Raw genomic sequence first — 18,736 nt, 5'->3', positions numbered from 1 at the left:
TCCGCATGGGGGCCGGCACCCTCACGTAAAACCCACGCCTTTCGCCCGGATCCTCACGGAATCCTCACGCCACGGCGCTTTCAGCGCCTGCGGCCCTGCACCGGGATCGGCCCGGTGACGCTGAGCTCGTCCTCCCAGCACTGGATGCCTGTGACATCGGGCATCCGCTCTCTGGTGAACACCGGGTCGAGTCCCGCTCGCCGCTGTTCGAGGTAGTCGCGCAGCAGCTTGAACGCGATCCCGGACAACAGGGCGATCGCGACGAGGTTCACCAGCGCCATCAGTCCCATGATGCCGTCGGCGGTGTTCCAGATCAGGTCGGCCGAGGCGACCGAGCCCACCAGGATCGCGACGACGGCCAGCACCCGGTACGAGGTCAGCACGCTGCGCTTGGTGGTGATGAACTCGATGTTCGATTCGCCGTAGTAGTAGTTGCCGAGGATCGAGCTGAACGCGAGCAGGAAGATGATGACGCTGAGCAGCACGTTCGACCACTCGCCGAGACTGCTCACGATCGCATTCTGGGTGAGTCCGATGCCGCGCTCGGCGCCGGCCAGGTCGGGTGTCGCGACGAGGATGATGAACGCCGTGATCGAGCACACCAGGAAGGTGTCGAAGTAGACGCCGAGCGTCTGCACGAGGCCCTGTTTGACGGGGTGGGTGACGGCGGCGCTCGCGCCGGCGTTGGGGGCAGAGCCGAGGCCGGCCTCGTTCGAGAACATGCCGCGCTTCACGCCGGTCATGATGATCGTGCCCAGCGCCGCGCCCACGACCTCGTTGAACCCGAACGCCTGGGTGTAGATCGAGGCGAACACCTCTGGCAGGCGCTCGATGTTCATCGCCACGATCACGAGGCCCACCAGCAGGTACAGCAGCGCCATCGCCGGGACGACGGCCTGGGTCACGCTCGCGATCCGGCGCACGCCGCCGAAGATCACCAGCGCCGTGAGCACCGCGAGTGCGATGCCGACCACCCACGGGATCCAGCCGACATCTCCGCCGAAGCTCGACGAGACGGTCGCGCTGATGGTGTTGGCCTGCAGCGAGCTGAACGCGAAGGGGAAGCAGACGATGAGGATGACGGCGAACAGCACGCCCATCCACCGGGCCTTCAGTCCGTGCTGCATGTAATACGCGGGACCGCCGCGGAAGCCGTCGGCGTCGCGCACCTTGAACATCTGGCCGAGCGTCGACTCGATGAAGCTCGAGGCGCCGCCGATGAACGCCATGGTCCACATCCAGAACACCGCGCCGGGTCCGCCGATCGCGATTGCGGTGCCGACGCCGGCGATGTTGCCGACGCCGACGCGGGATGCTGCCGAGATCGTGAACGCCTGGAACGCCGACACTGACTGGGGCTTGCCATCGGCATCCGTCGGCGTGCGATCGGTGAGCGTGCGGAACATCTCGGGGATGAGCCGGAACTGCACCACGCCGGATCGGAGCGTGAAGTACACGCCGAGGATGACCACGATGGGCAGCACCGCGAACGTCCACAGCCGGTCGCCGAGGAAGAGCACGATGTCGTTGAGTGCGTCCATGCGGAACAGTATTGCCGCCCTCGCGGCGCTGGCGACAGTGCCTGGCCGCATTCGCGCTGATCCCTACGTGTAACGACAAGCGCTCGGATGTCTGGTTGGATGGTTCGGTGAAGACGAGTGACGAAGCCCGCCCCGCCGGATTCGGTGCGCTGCTGTGGCTGGCCCTGGCGACGTTCTCGATGGGCATCGACGGGTACGTGCTCGCGGGGCTTCTGCCGCAGATCTCGGAGGACCTCGACGTCTCGAACGCGGCCGCAGGCCAACTGGTCGCCGTCTTCGCGCTCACCGCCGCCATCGCCGGTCCCGTGCTCAGCGCCTTCACCGGCAAGTGGGAGCGCAAGCTGGTCATCTCGGTGTCGCTGGCCGTGTTCGTCGTCGGCAACCTGGTGATCGCCGTGTCGGTGAACTACGCCATGGCCATGACCGGACGCATCGTGTCGGCCATCGGCGGGGCGCTGCTCAGCGCCGTGGTCAGTGCATACGTGCTGGCCAAGACCGCCCCGGAGCGTCGTGGTCGTGCGCTCTCCTTCGTGCTCGGCGGGTTCCTCGCGGCCACGGCACTCGGCGTGCCGGTCGGGCTCGTTCTCGGTCAGGATGACTGGCGGCTTCCGCTGTTCCTCGTCACCGGCGTCGGGGCGATCGCCCTCGTCGGGATCCTGGTGAACGTGCCCCGCCTTCATCTGCCGGCGCTGTCGCTGCGCGCGACACTGAAGCCGCTCACCCAGCCGGCATTGATCGGAGCGATTCTCGTCGCCACCGGCATCATGTGCGCCAGCTACCTGTGCTTCACGTACGCGACGCTGATCTTCGGGCCGCGGGTCGGCTCAGGGCTGCCGATCATCGCGGCGATGTTCGGCTACGGCGTCGTGAGCCTGATCGGCAACATCGTCTCGGGTCGGGCGACCGACAGGTTCAACCCGGTGCACGTGATCACGCTCATCGTCAGCATCCTCATCACAGTCGCCGTGCTCGGCACGTTCGGACTCATGCTGCCGGGCCTCACCGGCGCCATCGCGGCGTTCGTCTGGTTCTTCGCGTGCGCCTTCTTCAACGGCGGTTCGGGTGTCGCGCTGCAGTCGCGTCTCGGCGACCTCGCCCCCGACTCGATGTCGCTCGTGCTCGCCCTGAACGGCAGCGGCATGCAGCTGGGCTCGGCGCTCGGCGGAATCCTCGGTGGCGCGCTGCTGGCATCCGGCCTCGACCCAGATCGCCTCGTGCCGGCATCCGCCATCGTCCTCGCCCTGACGATGATCCTGCACCTGCTCGTCTCGCGTGCGACCGGGGGTCGCAGGACTGTCGCGGCCTGAGCGGCCGCGGGGCTAGGGTGACGCCATGGGCAGTCTGAACCTCATCCCCGCCGGACACACCTTCACCGAGGACGACATCGTCGTCTACGCCGACCGTGAGAATCGCACGCTCGATGACGCCATCCGCGACGCGGACATCCTGATCAGCTGCCCCCACGCGGGCGCTGCGATCCCAGAGGAGCTCGCCGAGTTCCTCTCTCCCGCACTGACCAGGCGGCTGCAGTACGACTTCACCGACGTCGCGACAGACGCGATCGTGCGGCGCTGGGCGTCACAGGACCCGCGTGTGGTTGCGGTGCTCAACCCGCACCCCCGGCTGGTCAGGGACCCCAACCGTGCGAAACCGCGCGACGTGGCCGCCGACCTCTCCGAGGCCATCGCGCGCACCGCGAAGGCCGGCCCCTGGCAGCGCGTCGACCTGACCGGGGTCGACGCGATCCGACCTGTCACGTTCTCGTTCTTCCCGATCCTCGAGGTGCCGAAGAGCGAAGGCGAACTGCACCGCCTTGTCGACACGTTCGTCGAGGTGGCCGAGCGCGGTCTCGGCGTGTACGAGCGGATCAGAGACGACCTCACCGAGCGGTTCATCACTCGCGGTCTCGCAGAAGGAGGGCGCTTCACCCGTCTCTCCTTCCACGACACCATGAACACCACCACCACGCGAGACGGCGCCGTCAACGTCGCGCGTGAGCCGAAGGATCGACTGCCGCAGGTGGTCGCGCTCTCGAACCGCGGCGACGCCCACGGCGAGGAGCGCACGGCGGAGGATCCGCCGACGATGAATCCGGCGCGGCTGCGCGCGCTCGCCGAAGCGCACCGTGACGGCTTCGGGGTCGCGGACCCGAGCGATGTGGCACTGAACCAGCCCTACCTCGGCAGTCAGGAGATCCTCGCCGCCGGATCGCGATTCCGCAGCATCCGCAGAGAGGCTGACGCGGCTGGACTCGCACTCGACGCCGTGCAGGCGGAGTTCCTGCGCGAGTACCTGCTCGGCGATGTGGCCGTCGCCGAGCTGCATCGGCCCGGCACCGACTGGATCGTCGAAGACGACGCGCACGTGGATGCTGTCGCGCAGTCGTGTCGACGCGCGTGGGATCTGTACCGCGCCCTCTGACCGGCGAGCACCGCACAGCGGCGGGGGTCAGCCGCCCCAGATCAGCCCGAACACGGAACCCGCCGCGATCGTCGTCGCGGCGAGGATCAGCGACGGCAGGAAGAACGAGTGGTCGACGAGCTTGGTGCCGAGCTTCGTCGTGCCTGAGGTGTCGAAGTTGGCCGCGGCGATCTGCGAGCCGTTGGTCGGCAGCACGTAGATGCCAGCGAAGGCTCCTGCCCACATGCCAGACAGCAGCCCCAGCGGGATGCCGGCGGCGAGGCCGATCGGGACGATCGTGCGCGTCGCGGTGGACTGACTCGTGGTCAGGACGCAGACCAGGAAGACACCGAGCGCGAACACCCAGGGGGCGGCGGAGACCAGGGCGCCGATGGTCTCGGCGATGACCTCAGAGTGGGCCGACAGGAAGGTGTCGGTGAGCCAGGCCAGACCGAACAGGGCGATGGCGGAGACCATGCCCGCCCGGAACACCGACGTGGTGGGAACCTCCGACACCTTGGGCCGCGACACCAGCAGGATCACGGTTCCGGTGAGGAACATCACGATCTCGATGATCGGGGTCATGCCGACCGGAGCGCCGTCGGCGTCCAGCGGACGGATCGACTTGAACAGGCCGAAGATGACGATCACGATGACCCCGACGAAGAAGATGATGGCCGCGTTGCGTCCGGCAGTCGTCACGGTCACCTCGGCCTTGATCGCGGCGGCGCCCTTCTGCGGCGGTGCGAGAGTGCCGGCCGCGATCTTCGCCTGAACATCGGGGTCGTCAGCGAGCTCCTTGCCGAGCCGGTTCACAACCAGCGACGAGAGCACGATTCCGACGATGGCCGCTGGGATCGTCACCTTGAGGATGTCGATGAGCTCGAAGTTCCACGGGGCGGTGTCGGTGAGCGTCACCATCGCGGCCATCGCCGCCGAGACGGGACTGCAGGCGAGGGCGACGCCGGTCGCCACGACCGAGAGCGAGAGCGGGCGGGACGGGCGGATGCCGTTGCGGTACGCGAGGTCCTGGATCACCGGCAGCAGCGGGTAGAGGATGTTCGAGGTGCCGGCGCCGACCGAGAAGAGGAACGACACCAGGGGCGCGACCAGCGTGATCTGCTTCGGGTTGCGGGCGATGAGCTTCGCAGCGACGGAGACCATCCAGTCGATGCCGCCGGCGACCTGCATCATGGACGCGGCGACCACGACGGCGAGCACGATCAGCAACGCATCGACCGGCGGAGCACCAGGCACCAGACGGAACCCGAACACGAGGATGGCGACACCAGCGCCGCCCCAGAGGCCAAGAGCCACGCCGCTGGAGCGGGTGCCCATCACGATGCATCCCAGAACGACCAGCAGCTGGGCGGTGAACAGAACGGCTTCCATCGCGAATCCCCCCCCCGGTTTCGCGCGGTTCGCGCGATTTCGGCGTCAGCCTAGCAGTGCGCCGCACGTGGCCGTGGGACGCGCTGGCACGTGGCCGTGGAGGGACGGATGCTAGGCGCGGGCGGTCGTGCCGCGGACGATCAGATCGAAGGGCAGCTCGCCTCCGACGGCGGACTGCGGTTCGCCCTCGAGCTGCGCGAGCACGGCGGCGGCGGCCCGCTCGCCCTGCCCGAGTGGGAACTGGTCCACGGTCGTGAGTTGGAAGAACTCGCCGAGCTCGTGGCCGTCGATGCCGACGATCGACAGGTCCTGCGGCACGCGGAACCCGAGGTCCCGCGCGGCGAGGATGGCGCCGATGGCCATCTCGTCTGATGCGGCGAAGATGGCCGTCGGCCGGGGACCAGGGCGCCCGAGCAGCTGCTTCGCAGCACGGAAGCCGCCGTCCACGGTGAAGTCCGCGGGTTCCAGGAATGCGGGTTTGGGGGTGATCCCCGCATCCGCCAGCGCCTGCTCGAAGCCGAGGCGACGTCTGGTCGGAATGTGGAAGTCGATGTCGAACTCCGGGTTCGCGCCGATGTGGGCGATGTCGCGGTGTCCGAGGCTGATGAGATGGTCGGTGGCGAGGCGCGCCACGGCCGTGTCGTCGACGGTCAGCGTCCGCAGACGCGGGTTCGGGCCGCCGATCGCGATCACCGGCAAGCCGAGGTCCAGCAGTCGGCCGGTCTCGTCGTCGTCGAGTTCGATGGAGACGGCGATGACAGCGTCCACCCTCTGCCTGCGCAGGAAGGTGGAGAACACCTCGTGGCGCACGTCGGCGTCGGCGGTGATGTTGTACAGCGTGACGTCGTAGCCGGCGCGCATGAGCGCACTCGTCGCACCGGAGAGCACGGTGCTGAAGAACCAGCGGTCGAGGTACGGCACGATCACGCCGATGTTCTGCGTGCGCCCCGACGCCAGGCTCGACGCCCGCGACGAGACGACGTAGCCCAGGCTGTCGGCGGCCGCCTGCACGCGCTCGCGGGCCGCAGCCGACACGTGCCCGCGGCCGCTGAGCGCCCGCGACACGGTGGCCGTCGAGACGCCGGCGAGCTTCGCCACCTCGTCAATGCTCGTCACGTCACACGCTCTCTGTCTGGTGGGAGTTACGGGCGGGTGAACCAGGCGGCGGTGTTCGGGGGGAGGGCCGTTCCGGGGAACGGCTGACTCTGGATCACGAACGACACATCCGCGCCGAGCTCGATCGGCTCGGTGCCGAGGTTCGCCACGACGTGCAGGTCACCGCGGTGGAACGCCACAGCATCCGACCCGGCGTCCTCCCACACCAGCGTGCCGGAGCCGAGCGCGCGCTCGCGGCGCTCCGCGAGCAGCGACTTGTACAGGTTCAGCGTCGAGTCGGCGTCACCCTCTTCGGCATCGCGGGCGAACTCCGCCCAGGACGCCGGCTGCGGCAGCCAGGACGCTCCGGTGTCGTTGAAACCGAAGGCCGGGGCATCCGCGTTCCACGGCAGCGGCACGCGGCATCCGTCGCGGCCGTACCGCTCGCCTTCGGTGCGGAACCACGTCGGGTCCTGACGGAACTCGTCGGGGATGTCCATCGCCTCTGGCAAGCCGAGCTCCTCGCCCTGGTAGATGTACGACGAGCCGGGCAGCGCGAGCATCAGCGTCGTCGCGGCGCGGCCGCGCGACAGGCCGATCGCCTGGTCGGGCTTGCCCTTCGACTTCGGGCCGATGCCGTCGCCCTGGGGGCTGTCGGCGGTCAGAGCCAGACGCGACGCGTGCCGGATGACGTCGTGGTTCGAGAGCACCCAGGTGCTCGGTGCGCCCACGGAGCCGAAGGCGTCGAGCGAGTCGTGGATGACGGCGCGCAGCGCCGCGGCATCCCACGGCGTCATCAGGTACGGGAAGTTGAAGGTCTGGTGCATCTCGCCGGGGCGCACCCACAGGGCAGTCTTCTCGAGGGTCGGCAGCCACGCCTCGCCGCACAGCGCGCGCTCGCCGTCGTACTCGGCCAGCACCTTGTGCCAGTCGCGGTAGATGTCGTGCACGCCGTCCTGGCCCCAGTACGGCACGTTCTCCTCGCCGCCGCCCATCGAGTCGGCGTCGGCTGCGGGGGTGTAGTCGGGCAGCCCGTCGGCCTTGATCATGCCGTGGGCGACGTCCACGCGGAAGCCGTCGACACCGCGGTCGAGCCAGAACCGCAGGATGCCGCGGAACTCCTCGCGCACCTCTTCGTTGGTCCAGTCGAAGTCGGGCTGGGTCGCGTCGAAGATGTGGAGGTACCACTGGCCGGGGGTGCCGTCGGCCTCGGTGACGCGCTCCCACTGGCCGCCGCCGAACACGCTCTCCCAGTTGTTCGGGGGCAGTTCGCCGTTCTCGCCGCGGCCGTCGCGGAAGATGTAGCGGGCGCGCTCGGGGCTGCCGGGCGCCGCCTTCAGCGCCTGCTGGAACCAGACGTGCTGATCGCTGGAGTGGTTGGGGACGAGATCGACGATGACGCGGATGCCGCGGGTGTGCGCCTCGTTCAGCATTGTGTCGAAGTCGGCGAGAGTGCCGAACAGCGGGTCGACGTCGCGGTAGTCGGTGACGTCGTAGCCGGCGTCCTTCTGCGGGCTGGTCATGAACGGGCTCAGCCAGATCGCGTCGACGCCGAGCGAGCGCAGGTCGTCGAGACGGCTCGTGATGCCGGGCAGGTCGCCGATGCCGTCGCCGGAGGCATCCGCGAACGACCGAGGGTAGATCTGGTAGATGACGGCGGTGCGCCACCATTCGGACCCGGGGGCTGCGGACTGTTCGACCTGCTCGTGCTGTGCCATGCGACCAGGGTACTGCAAGCGCTTACAGTTGCGAAAGGGTGCGGATCGAATCGGTTCGAAAGTGGTGCGCGACACGTGCGCCGCTCACGTTTACAGGACGACGGCAAGTCTGCAGGACGCGCAGCGCCAGAACGTCCTGTGAAAGTGGGATCGTCCTGTGGAAGTGACCCGGAGTGGGGTTCAGGATGCCGGGATGACCACGTTCAGCGGGGGCTCGCCTGCCAGCATCCGATCGATCTGTGCGCGGACGAGCCGCGCGATGCGCGGGTTCATCGCCGTCGACGCGCCGCCGACGTGCGGGCTGATCAGCAGGTTGGGTGCGCTCCACAGCGGATGCCCTGCCGGCAGCGGCTCTTCTTCGAAGACGTCGGATGCTGCGCGGATGCGGCCCTCGTGCAGTGCGGCCACCAGTGCCTCGGAGTCGATGAGCGGCCCGCGGCCGACGTTGACGAGCAGCGCGCTCTGCGCCATCCGGCCGATCATCTCGGCGTCGAACAGGTGGTGGGTCTCGTCGGTCGCCGGCAGGCTCAGGACGACGATCTCAGCATCCGAGAGCAGCGTCTCGAGCTCATCCATGCCGCGCACCGCGAGGTCTCCGACACCATCGACGTGCTCGGTGCGCGCGCTGCGCGCGACAGCCGTCATCTCCACCTCGAACGGTGCGAGCCGCTGCGCGATGGCCTTGCCGACCCCGCCGAAGCCGACCAGCAGCACCCGACGGTCGGCGAGACTGTCGGCGAACACCGGCGACCACTCGCCCTGCTCCTGCGCGCGGACGAACCGGGGCAGCTGCCGTTGCGCGGCGATCATCAGCCCGACGGCCAGCTCGGCCGTTGACGCCTCGTGCACGCTGGCGGCGTTGGCGTACGGCATTCCAGGCGGCAGCAGCTGCGCGACGCCGTCGTAGCCGATCGCCTGGCCCTGCACGAGTCCGACCTCGATGCCCTCGAGGGAGGACAGCCAGCGGCTGCTGCCCATGTACGGCGGCACGACGATGTCGATGCGGGATGCCGGGGTCGGCGTCTGCAGATCCCAGACCTTCAGCTCGACGCCGTCAGGCAGGGACTCGAGGTTCTGGGCGAGGCGGTCGGTGGGGACGGTGACGAGGAGGCTCACTCTTCGACTGTATCGGCATGGTCAGTCCGACGTGATCGCGGTGACCGTCGTGCGGATCCGCCCCGAGGCCGTGACCGTCTGATATCGCACCGGCATTCCCGGATGGGCGAGTGCGAACCAGAAGGTCGCGGCGGGGTCGGCATCGGTCGCGATCACGTCATAGCGCACGCATTCGAGCCGCCCGAGCGGCAGCTCGATCACCTCGGTCGACACGGTCGTGAGCTCGGTGGGGAAGGCGGCGTGGCTCTGCAGCTCCAGCCAGGTCACCCGTCGCGTGGTCGCGTCGTCAGGGGCATCCGACAGCCACTGCTCCAAGTTGGCGCCTTCGTCGTCCGCGTCGCGGAAGCGATTGATGCGCTCGACGACGGTGCCGTCGGCGGACTCGACCAGCAGGCGGATCAGCTTGCCGTCGCGGCTGGATGCCCGGATCTGCGCCGCGGTGAACGGCGTCGGCAGCAGGCCGGGGCCGAGCACGTGCTCATCGTCTTCGGGCGGCCGGCTCATGCGTACATTCTGCGCCTCGAGCCTGCCTGGCGGTGGCGCCACCCGGGAGTATCCTGGCGGCATCCGCGATGAGGAGGAGACATGGTTCCCGAGATCAACTACTGGGCAGTGCTGATCGCCACGGCGTCGAGCATGGTGGTGGGGTCGATCTGGTACGCGAAGGGCGTGTTCGGCAGGCGCTGGGCGAAGCTCGCGAACATCGACATCGACAACCCCAACGGCAATCCGGTGCTCGCGATCATCACGACCGTCATCGTCAGCTTCATCACCGCGTGGGTGCTGGCCGGTGCCTCATCGATCGCCTGGCACTTCTACGAGGGCTCGTACTTCTGGGCTGCCGTCGTGACGTCCGTTGCGCTGTGGGCCGGGTTCACGGCTGCGCGATTCATCACGCACGACGCGTTCGAGGGGCGCTCGACCAAGCTCACCACTCTGAACATCGCACACGAGCTCGTCACGATCCTGGTGATGGCCATCATCATCGGCGTCTGGCCGCCGGCCGGTATCTGACGCCAGGCGCGTCGTCGCGAGCGCTACGCGGCGAGGCGCGCGACTGCGGCGATGGCGCTCGTGAAGAACCCGAGTCCGTCGATGCCGGAGCGCATCGCGGCGCTCATGTCGGGACCGAAGCCCGGCTCGACGGCGTGCTCGGGGTGCGGCATGAGGCCGACGACGTTGCCCGCTGCGTTGGTGAGTCCGGCGATGTCGCGCAGCGACCCGTTCGGGTTGACGCCGGCGTAGCGGAAGGCCACAAGGCCCTCGCCCTCGAGGCGGTCGAGGGTCTCGTCCGAGGCGATGTAGCCGCCCTCGCCGTTCTTCAGCGGGATGACGATCTCCTGGCCCTCGGTGTAATCGCTGGTCCAGGCGGTGTCGGCGTTCGCGACCGTGAGCTTCTGGTCGCGGCGCACGAAGTGCTGGTGGTCGTTGCGGATCAGACCGCCCGGCAGCAGGTGCGCCTCGACGAGCATCTGGAATCCGTTGCAGATGCCGAGCACCGGCATACCCTTGGCGGCAGCATCCTTCACCTCGGCCATGATCGGCGACAGCGCCGCGATCGCACCGGAGCGCAGGTAGTCGCCGTAGCTGAATCCGCCAGGCAGCACCAGCGCGTCGACGCCTTCGAGGTCGTGCGACCCGTGCCAGAGGGCCACCGGTTCGGCGCCGGCGATGCGCACGGCGCGCTGAGCGTCGCGGTCATCCAGCGATCCGGGGAAGGTGATGACGCCGACGCGTACGGTCACGGTGCGACCTCGACGCCCACGACGTCCTCGATCACGGAGTTCGACAGCACGTCCTCGGCGAGGCGACGGGCTTCGGCGAGCACCTCATCGGTGACCTCGCCTTCCACGGTGAGTTCGAAGCGCTTGCCGATGCGCACCTGAGAGAAGTTCTCGACGCCCATGCGGGCGAAAGCGCCGGAGACGGCCTTTCCCTGCGGGTCGAGCAGTTCGGCCTTGGGCATGACGTCGACGACGATGGTGGGCATACTCGGCTCCAGAAAGTCGGGGCGGGATCATGTCGAGTCTACCGCGCCGCCGCAGCGGGGGAGGATGCCCGAAGCGGGCCGGGTCCGAGGCAAAAAGAGTGCCCGGACGGAGATCGCACCCCCTGGTGTCTCCATCCGGGCTAATCGAAAAGTCCCCACTCCTCGACACCCGCGCCGGATGCCCCCCATACGCGGGATTGGTCCCCTACACAGCAAGGATAGGGTCGACGCATAGGATGCGCATCGTGGAGAGTGGCCCTAGGCTCTACTCTCCAACCTGCGCATCTCCTCGGGGGGAGGAACAAGAGTGAAACTCAGTGAGCTCGCAGACCAGAGCGCCACCAGCACGACGACGCTGAAGCACTGGATCCGGGTCGGCATCCTGCCGCCGGGGGAGTTGAAGAACACGACGACGGCGATCTACGACCAAAGGCACGTCGACCGCGCCAAGCTCATTCTCGTGCTGCGTGACGTGTACGAGGCGTCGACAACGGCGATCCGGGCGCTCACCGACCTGATCGACACCGAGGGCACGACCACGCTCGATGTGATGAACGCGTGTCAGACCTTCGCACTCGGGACGCCGGAGGACCTGGCATCCGACCCTTCCTACGTCGAATTCAGCGAGCGCACCCACGAGCTGATGCGGCGCCGGGACTGGCGCGGTTACCCGGGGGCCGCCGAGCGCGGCCTGACGCACGCGCTCGCACAGGCGGCCGAGGTCGGGCTGGACTACGACGTCGAGACCCTCATGGAGTACGCGGATGCCCTCGAGCCGATGGCCGGGCGGAACGTGGCCGCCCTTGGTCCGACCGGATCACCCGATGAGGTGGCGCGGCGGATGCTGCTGGCGGTCAACGCCAGGGCACGCCAGCTCGTCGCCGTGAGCAGTCTGGCGCATGCGGCGGCTTCGGTCCGCTCAGCGATCGAACGCGGGGTGGCGCCGCCTGATCTGGCGATGCCGCCGGCCGCGCCGGGGTCGTAGCCGAACCCGATGCGCTGACGCCGAGGACGCCGCTGACGCCGGATTGCCGTCAGGCCGACCGGAAGACGGTGTGCAGATCGCCGATCAGGTCGCGCCCGCCGAGTCCGTCGATCTCGAACAGCACGCTGATACCCGCGACGGTGTATCCGAGGCGTTCGACGATCTGGCGCCCGGCGTCGAGGGTGCCGCCGGTGGCGAGCACGTCGTCGATGAGCAGCACGCGGGTGCCGGCGGGCAGGTCGTCGTGCATCTCGATCGTGGCGGTGCCGTACTCGAGCGCGTAGTCGACCGATGCGGCGGGCTGCGGCAGCTTGCCCGCCTTGCGGATCGGCACCAGGCCGACCCCGGCGGCGATCGCGGCAGCCCCGGCGAGGATGAACCCGCGCGCCTCGACCCCCGCGACGACATCGAACGTGCCGATGAACGGCTCGACGAGCGCCTCGGTGGTGACCCGAAGGGCCTCGGCGTCAGCCAGCAGCGGAGTGATGTCGCGGAACAGGATGCCGGGCGAGGGGTAGTCGGCGATCTCGCGGATCAGTGATTCAGCGCGTGCCAGTTCGGGATTCACCTGTCAAGGGTATCCGAGCCACGAGGATCGGCGATTCGTGGGAGCGCTCCCACGAATCGCCGCAACAGTGCGAGAATGGGGCGCATGACCCGTTCCTTCCCCGAGAACTTCCTCTTCGGCGCAGCCACGGCCGCCTACCAGATCGAGGGCGCCGCCTTCGAAGACGGACGCACGGCGTCCATCTGGGATGCCTTCGCACGCGTTCCCGGTGCGACTGTCGGCGCCGAGAACGGCGATGTCGCCTGCGATCACTACCACCGCTACGCCGACGACGTCGCCCTGATGAAGGACCTTGGTCTGCAGACGTACCGCTTCTCGACTTCGTGGTCGCGGGTGCGCCCCGACGCGGGGCCGGTGAACCCGAAGGGCATTGACTTCTACAGCCGCCTTGTCGACGAGCTGCTCGGGGCTGACATCGTGCCGTGGCTGACGCTGCACCACTGGGACATGCCGCAGGCACTGGAAGAGCGCGGAGGATGGGCGAGCCGCGAGGTGGTCGAGCGATTCACCGAGTACGCGCTCAGCGTGCACGACGCCCTCGGCGACCGCGTGCAGCACTGGACCACGCTGAACGAGCCGTGGTGCTCGTCGTTCCTCTCCTATACCGCCGGGGTGCACGCGCCGGGACGCACCAGTATCCGCGACGGGCTCCTCGCCTCGCATCATCTGCTGCTCGCGCACGGCAGCGCCGTGCAGGCGCTGCGCGCGCGTGACGCGAGTCTCGATCTCGGCATCACACTCAACCTCACCGTCGCGGACGCGGCCGACCCCGACGACCCGCGCGATGTCGATGCCGCACGGCGCATCGACGGGCAGTTCAACCGCTGGTTCCTCGACCCGCTGTTCCGCGGCAGCTACCCGGCCGACATCGTCCGCGACCTGCGCGAGGTGGATGCTGAGGCGGTCAGCGCCTGGCAGGACGCCGTCCGCGACGGCGACCTCGACACGATCTCCACGCCGCTGGACGCCTTCGGGGTGAACTACTACCACGGGGAGCTGCTGTCGGGGCATCCGCAACCCGATGCCGAGGGCGACCCCCACCAGACCGAGGGGCTCGACGAGCGCGAGACGGCGTCGCCGTTCCCCGCCGACGCCGGCATCCACTGGGTCGAGCGCGGGCTGCCGCGCACCGCGATGGGTTGGGAGGTGCAGCCAGAGGGCCTGACCCGGCTGCTGGTCCGCGTCGCCGAGGACTACGCGCCAGGCGTGACGCTGTACGTCACCGAGAACGGCGTCGCCTATGACGACGTGGCGGATGCTGACGGGCAGGTGCATGACGCCGACCGCGCCGCGTTCGTGCGTGCGCACCTCGGAGCGACCTTGGATGCCATCGAGCAGGGCGCCGACGTGCGGGGCTACTTCTACTGGTCGCTGATGGACAACTTCGAGTGGTCGTGGGGGTATGCCAAGCGCTTCGGCATCGTGCGCGTCGACTATCAGACGCAGCAGCGCACAGTGAAGGACAGCGGTCGCGACTACGCTCGGATCATCGCCGCCCGAGCGCTCTGAGTCCGCCCTCTGAGCCCACCACGCGACTTCGCTGAGAGAGACCAGATGCCCCGCTCCACGATCGAAGAGGTCGCCACCCTCGCCGGCGTATCGCGCTCGACCGTCTCGCGCGTCGTCAACGGGTCGACCGCCGTGAGCCCAGAGGCGCTCGCCGCCGTGCAGCACGCCATCGCCGAGCTGAACTACGCTCCGAACCGCGCCGCTCGCTCGCTTGCGAGTCGGCAGACGCACGCGATCGGACTCGTCGTCCCAGAGGACACCACGCGCTTCTTCGGCGACCCGTTCCTGGCATCCGTCGTCGCCGGGATCAGTGCGCGCCTCGCCGAGTCGGACTACATCCTCACGCTGCTGATCGCGAGCGAGGACCCGGGCGGCAAGATGACCCGATTCGTGCGCAACGGCGGAGTGGATGCTGCGATCATCGTCTCGCACCACGCCAGCGACTCGTTCGTCGATCGCATCGCCGAGACGGTGCCGGTCGTGTTCGGCGGACGGCCGACGCACGTGCGCGACAGCGACTACATCGTCGACGTAGACAACGTCGCTGCCGGCCGCGCGGCGACTGAGCACCTCATCGCGCTCGGGCGCACGCGTATCGCGACCATCACCGGATCGCTGTCGATGTCCGTCAGCGTCGATCGCCGCGACGGCTTCCTCGGCGCGCTGTCCGATGCCGGACTCACCTCAGCTGGGGTGATCGATGGCGACTTCAGCGAGCAGGGTGGGGCAGGGGCCGCGCAGCGGCTGCTGGCGCAGGACCCGCGCCCCGATGCGCTGTTCGTCGCCAGTGACCTCATGGCGCGGGGAGCTCTGGGCGTGCTGCGTTCGTCCGGACTGCGGGTGCCAGAGGACGTCGCAGTGATCGGCTTCGACGATGCCCCGCTCGCTGCGGCCGCGGAGCTGACCAGCATGAGTCAGCCCATGTTCGCGCAGGGTGAGCTGCTGGCGGGGCTCATCGTCGATGTGCTGGCCGGCCGCGATCCCGACCGACTGACGATCATGCCCACCGAGCTGGTCGTCCGCGCATCGGCGCCGTCGGTGTGAGCTGACCCTGCGCGGGTGCCGTGCGGTGCCGGCCGCTTTACACGTGCCGGCTCGCACGCCAACGCAGCAGGCGTGAGAACACCCGCTGCATCGGTCCGGTCAGCCACATCAGCAGCAGGGCGAAGTACGACACCTGCGGCACGGCGACGGCCACCGCCAGTGACGCCGCGAACAGCGTGATCATCGCCAGGTCGACGGCGATCCCGCGCAGTTCGCTCGCGGGGTCGATCGCGTGCAGTGCCGGATGCAGACGCAGGTACACGCGGGTGGTCAGGCTGAGTGTCGACGTCAGCAGCATGCTGCCGATGTAGACGGCGATCACGACAGGGTCATCCGATGGCATCTGGCCCGACATCGCGGTGGCCACCGGAAGCCAGACGATCGAGAACAGCCAGGCCACGGTGATCCACAGCAGGGCGGGCGACATCCGCTGCACCCGTGCGAACAGGCGGTGGTGGTTCATCCAGAACATCGCGATGATCGCGAAGCTCAGGGCGAACGCGATCAGTTGACCGGTGTGCTCGGCGAACCACTCGCCGGGGCCCTCGTCGTTCGCGGCCGCCTCGGAGACGCTCTCCATCAGGGGCAGGATCAGCAGTGTCATGGCGATCGCGACGACCGCGTCGATGAACGCCTTGGCGCGATCGGCTTCGAGCAGCGAACTCTTCGCGCCGGGCTCTGCCTCTGTCACTCGTCAGATGCTACAGAACAGGAGTAGCCGTGCGGCCCCGCGTTTCCCGCGCGCCGGGCAGACTGGTGCCATGGCATCCATCGATCTCAACTCCGACCTCGGCGAGAACACCGCTGAGCGCATGGTGAGCGACGACGCCGCCATGCTCGAGATCGTGACCAGTGCGAACGTGTCGTGCGGGCTGCATGCCGGCACGCCAGAGGGGATCCGCCAGACGCTGGCCGCCGCTGTCGCGCGCGGTGTGGTGATCGGCGCACACCCCTCGTACGACGACCGCGCGAACTTCGGACGCACCCCGACGGATCTGGATGCGGTGACGCTGCAGGCTCTGGTCGAAGAGCAGCTCGGTGCGCTCGCCGACATGGCTGTGGCCGTCGGCGCGGCCGTCGACTACGTCAAGCCGCATGGCGCGCTGTACAACACGATCGCGCGGGATGAACGGCAGGCTGCGGCAGTCGTCGCGGCGATCCGCGCTGTCGATCCGCGGCTGATGCTGCTCGGGCTGGCCGGCGGCGTCGTGCTGGAGGTCGGATCGCGGGCCGGCCTGCAAGTGGCGTCCGAGGCATTCGCCGATCGGGCGTATCTGCCGGACGGCACGCTGGTGCCGCGCACCGAGGGCGGCGCGGTGCTGCACGACGCGCACGAGGTCGCCGAGCGGATGCTGCGTTTCGCCGAGACCGGCATGATCCGCGCGATCGACGGCACCGACGTGCGCGTCGACGCGCAGTCGATCTGCGTGCACGGCGACAGCCCAGGCGCGGTCACGATGGCCGCCGGGATCCGGGGTCTGCTTTCGGATGCCGGCGTCGATCTGGCGCCGTTCGCCACTCGGAGCGCGTGATATGCCCGAAACCGCATATGCTCCCATATCGGTTTCTGTCGTCTGGAGGCTGTCCAGGCGACAGAAACTCTTACCGGAGCGAGAAGCGGGTGGCGTGTCATGAGGGTGCTGCGGGCATCGGATCGGGCGCTGCTGGTCGAGGCCGCCGATCTGGATGAGGCCATGCGGCTCAACGCCGCATGTGGCGCTGTGCGCGGCATCGTCGAGCGCGTCCCCGGCGCGCGCACGGTGCTGGTGCGGTTCGACCCCTTGCTGGTGTCGGCTGAGCGGCTGGCCGAGGCGCTGCGGACGACGACGTCAGATGCCAACACCCTCGCGCCCACGACCGAAGTGACCATCCCCGTGCGCTACGACGGAGAGGACCTCAATGAGGTCGCGCGAACGCTGGGCATCTCGATCGAGGAAGTCGTGAACCGGCACCTGACCGCGCACTGGCAGGTGGCGTTCTCGGGCTTCGCGCCGGGGTTCGGCTATCTGGTGGGCGATGATCCGCTCTTCGACGTGCCACGACGATCGTCGCCGCGCACCCGCGTCCCGGCGGGCTCGGTCGGCCTGGCGGGGAACTTCACAGGCGTGTACCCGCGAGAGAGCCCCGGTGGCTGGCAGCTGATCGGACGCACAGAGGCCGTGATGTGGGACGTCGAGCGGGATCCACCCGCGCTGCTTGCGCCAGGCACGCGGGTGAAGTTCGTGCACGCGGAGCGGGAGGCCGTCGCCGTGCTGGGAGTCTCAGGCGATTCGGCCGCCGGGCGGAGTGCCGGGATGCGACACGCGGGTGCTGGACCGGATGGTCGGGGACTTCCGACAGCTGTCGTCGAGGGGGCGGCGGTCGAAGTCGTGCAGCCTGCCCTGCAATTGCTCGTGCAGGACCTCGGACGGCCAAGGCGCGCGGCACTCGGGGTGTCAGCATCCGGTGCCGCCGACCGCACTGCCCTGCGTGATGCGAATCGCGCTGTCGGCAACCGCGCCGGCGAAGCCGCGCTTGAGAGCCTCGGTGCCGTGACGCTGCGCTTCCACGGCGACGGCGTCGCCGTGGTCACCGGCGCCGTGGGCGAGCTGGCGATGGTGGATACTGCCGGCGAGGAGCGCCTGATCGCGCACGGCATCCCGTTCGCGACGTATGACGGCGATGTGCTGAGCCTCGGCGCTGCGGCGCGGGGGCTGCGCTACGTGATCGGCGTGCGCGGGGGCATCCGCGTGCCCGAAGCGCTCGGCAGCCGCTCCTCCGACACCTTGGGCGGGCTCGGACCCGCACCGCTCGCATCGGGTGACGTCGTGCCGATCGGGTCGGATGCCATCGACGCGGTCGACCCGTATCCCTGGCCGCGCGCGCTGCCGGCATCCGGAGAACGGATCGAACTCGACATCACGCTCGGCCCGCGCGACGACTGGTTCACGCCAGCCGCCCTGCATGTGCTCGAGACCCAGCAGTGGCTCGTCACCCAGCGGGCGGATCGTGTCGGCATCCGACTTCATGGTGCGGCGCCCCTGGAGCGCGCGATCGCGGGTGAGCTGCCCAGCGAGGGTGCAGTGACGGGCGCGATCCAGGTGCCGCCCGACGGGCAGCCGGTGCTGTTCCTGCCCGACCATCCCGTCACCGGCGGGTACCCGATCATCGGCGCCCTGACCGACCGGTGTCTCGACCTGGCAGGGCAGCTGCCGCCAGGGGCGCTGGTGCGGTTCCGCATCATCGCGCCGGCGTCAACCTCTCGCGTCTGAGAAGAGTTCCGGGAGGGAGGAGCGAATCCTCTCTCCCTCCCGGTGCTGCGGACGGTTCCCCCCGGTGCCGCAGCCACTGCTCGCGGATGACGCCGAAAGGCCGCGAGAAGTTTGATTGATGAAGCAA

18 protein-coding genes are annotated in these 18,736 nt (G+C 68.9%); 8 read left to right on the top strand and 10 right to left on the bottom strand.

The window, feature by feature from the left end; all coding sequences use genetic code 11:
• Positions 1-80 precede the first annotated feature (80 nt).
• A complete protein-coding gene (locus tag MNR00_RS15705; RefSeq protein ID WP_241926846.1) occupies positions 81-1,541 on the bottom strand; it encodes an alanine/glycine:cation symporter family protein in 1,461 nt (486 codons plus the stop codon).
• 107 nt (positions 1,542-1,648) lie between these two features.
• Here MNR00_RS15705 and MNR00_RS15700 point away from each other — a divergent pair, with 107 nt between their 5' ends.
• The gene (locus tag MNR00_RS15700) at positions 1,649-2,848 is read left to right on the top strand and encodes an MFS transporter (RefSeq protein WP_241926845.1); all 1,200 of its coding nucleotides are present in this window, start codon (positions 1,649-1,651) and stop codon (positions 2,846-2,848) included.
• Between the two features lie 25 nt (positions 2,849-2,873).
• Positions 2,874-3,962, top strand: coding sequence for an N-formylglutamate amidohydrolase (locus MNR00_RS15695; RefSeq protein ID WP_241926844.1), 1,089 nt, complete (start codon positions 2,874-2,876; stop codon positions 3,960-3,962).
• Positions 3,963-3,989: 27 nt separating this feature from the next.
• Here MNR00_RS15695 and MNR00_RS15690 read toward each other — a convergent pair whose 3' ends face one another.
• The 5 genes from MNR00_RS15690 to MNR00_RS15670 form a co-directional block, all read right to left on the bottom strand.
• Entirely contained in the window at positions 3,990-5,333 is a 1,344-nt protein-coding gene (locus tag MNR00_RS15690; protein WP_241926843.1) for an anaerobic C4-dicarboxylate transporter family protein, read from the bottom strand.
• 111 nt (positions 5,334-5,444) lie between these two features.
• Positions 5,445-6,449 (bottom strand): LacI family DNA-binding transcriptional regulator, encoded by a 1,005-nt coding sequence (locus MNR00_RS15685; protein WP_241926842.1) that lies wholly within the window; start codon positions 6,447-6,449, stop codon positions 5,445-5,447.
• A gap of 26 nt (positions 6,450-6,475) precedes the next feature.
• Positions 6,476-8,146 (bottom strand): alpha-amylase family glycosyl hydrolase, encoded by a 1,671-nt coding sequence (locus MNR00_RS15680; protein WP_241926841.1) that lies wholly within the window; start codon positions 8,144-8,146, stop codon positions 6,476-6,478.
• A gap of 180 nt (positions 8,147-8,326) precedes the next feature.
• Positions 8,327-9,262, bottom strand: coding sequence for a 2-hydroxyacid dehydrogenase (locus tag MNR00_RS15675; RefSeq protein ID WP_241926840.1), 936 nt, complete (start codon positions 9,260-9,262; stop codon positions 8,327-8,329).
• Between the two features lie 21 nt (positions 9,263-9,283).
• Positions 9,284-9,766 carry a hypothetical protein gene (locus MNR00_RS15670; RefSeq protein WP_241926839.1) on the bottom strand — a complete coding sequence of 161 codons (483 nt, stop codon included), beginning with the start codon at positions 9,764-9,766 and terminating at the stop codon, positions 9,284-9,286.
• Between the two features lie 81 nt (positions 9,767-9,847).
• On the opposite strand from MNR00_RS15670, the gene MNR00_RS15665 reads away from it, so the two are divergent.
• Complete coding sequence (locus tag MNR00_RS15665; RefSeq protein WP_241926838.1) at positions 9,848-10,276, top strand: DUF1761 domain-containing protein; 429 nt, start codon at positions 9,848-9,850, stop codon at positions 10,274-10,276.
• Positions 10,277-10,299: 23 nt separating this feature from the next.
• Here MNR00_RS15665 and purQ read toward each other — a convergent pair whose 3' ends face one another.
• Together purQ and purS are read right to left on the bottom strand one after the other, a co-directional pair.
• The gene (gene purQ / locus MNR00_RS15660) at positions 10,300-11,007 is read right to left on the bottom strand and encodes a phosphoribosylformylglycinamidine synthase subunit PurQ (protein WP_241926837.1); all 708 of its coding nucleotides are present in this window, start codon (positions 11,005-11,007) and stop codon (positions 10,300-10,302) included.
• Complete coding sequence (gene purS / locus MNR00_RS15655; protein WP_241926836.1) at positions 11,004-11,252, bottom strand: phosphoribosylformylglycinamidine synthase subunit PurS; 249 nt, start codon at positions 11,250-11,252, stop codon at positions 11,004-11,006. The genes purQ and purS overlap by 4 nt, the downstream gene beginning before the upstream one ends.
• Positions 11,253-11,559: 307 nt before the next feature.
• Here purS and MNR00_RS15650 point away from each other — a divergent pair, with 307 nt between their 5' ends.
• Positions 11,560-12,237, top strand: coding sequence for a MerR family transcriptional regulator (locus MNR00_RS15650; RefSeq protein ID WP_241926835.1), 678 nt, complete (start codon positions 11,560-11,562; stop codon positions 12,235-12,237).
• Between the two features lie 49 nt (positions 12,238-12,286).
• On the opposite strand, the gene MNR00_RS15645 is transcribed toward MNR00_RS15650, so the two are convergent.
• Positions 12,287-12,805 (bottom strand): adenine phosphoribosyltransferase, encoded by a 519-nt coding sequence (locus MNR00_RS15645; RefSeq protein WP_241926834.1) that lies wholly within the window; start codon positions 12,803-12,805, stop codon positions 12,287-12,289.
• An 84-nt stretch (positions 12,806-12,889) separates the two neighbouring features.
• Here MNR00_RS15645 and MNR00_RS15640 point away from each other — a divergent pair, with 84 nt between their 5' ends.
• The gene (locus tag MNR00_RS15640; RefSeq protein WP_241926833.1) at positions 12,890-14,314 is read left to right on the top strand and encodes a GH1 family beta-glucosidase; all 1,425 of its coding nucleotides are present in this window, start codon (positions 12,890-12,892) and stop codon (positions 14,312-14,314) included.
• Between the two features lie 45 nt (positions 14,315-14,359).
• Positions 14,360-15,358, top strand: coding sequence for a LacI family DNA-binding transcriptional regulator (locus tag MNR00_RS15635; protein WP_241926832.1), 999 nt, complete (start codon positions 14,360-14,362; stop codon positions 15,356-15,358).
• A 37-nt stretch (positions 15,359-15,395) separates the two neighbouring features.
• On the opposite strand, the gene MNR00_RS15630 is transcribed toward MNR00_RS15635, so the two are convergent.
• Positions 15,396-16,049 (bottom strand): TMEM175 family protein, encoded by a 654-nt coding sequence (locus tag MNR00_RS15630; protein ID WP_241926831.1) that lies wholly within the window; start codon positions 16,047-16,049, stop codon positions 15,396-15,398.
• A 70-nt stretch (positions 16,050-16,119) separates the two neighbouring features.
• Here MNR00_RS15630 and MNR00_RS15625 point away from each other — a divergent pair, with 70 nt between their 5' ends.
• Positions 16,120-16,890: a 5-oxoprolinase subunit PxpA gene (locus tag MNR00_RS15625; RefSeq protein ID WP_241926830.1), complete on the top strand. Its 771-nt coding sequence runs from the start codon at positions 16,120-16,122 to the stop codon at positions 16,888-16,890.
• A 99-nt stretch (positions 16,891-16,989) separates the two neighbouring features.
• Positions 16,990-18,609, top strand: coding sequence for an urea amidolyase family protein (locus MNR00_RS15620; RefSeq protein WP_241926829.1), 1,620 nt, complete (start codon positions 16,990-16,992; stop codon positions 18,607-18,609).
• Positions 18,610-18,736: the final 127 nt, after the last annotated feature.

This window comes from Microbacterium sp. H1-D42 (assembly GCF_022637555.1).
Lineage (GTDB): Bacteria > Actinomycetota > Actinomycetes > Actinomycetales > Microbacteriaceae > Microbacterium.
Note: the sequence above shows the minus strand (reverse complement) of the source record. Positions and strands in the feature narration are given on the sequence as shown.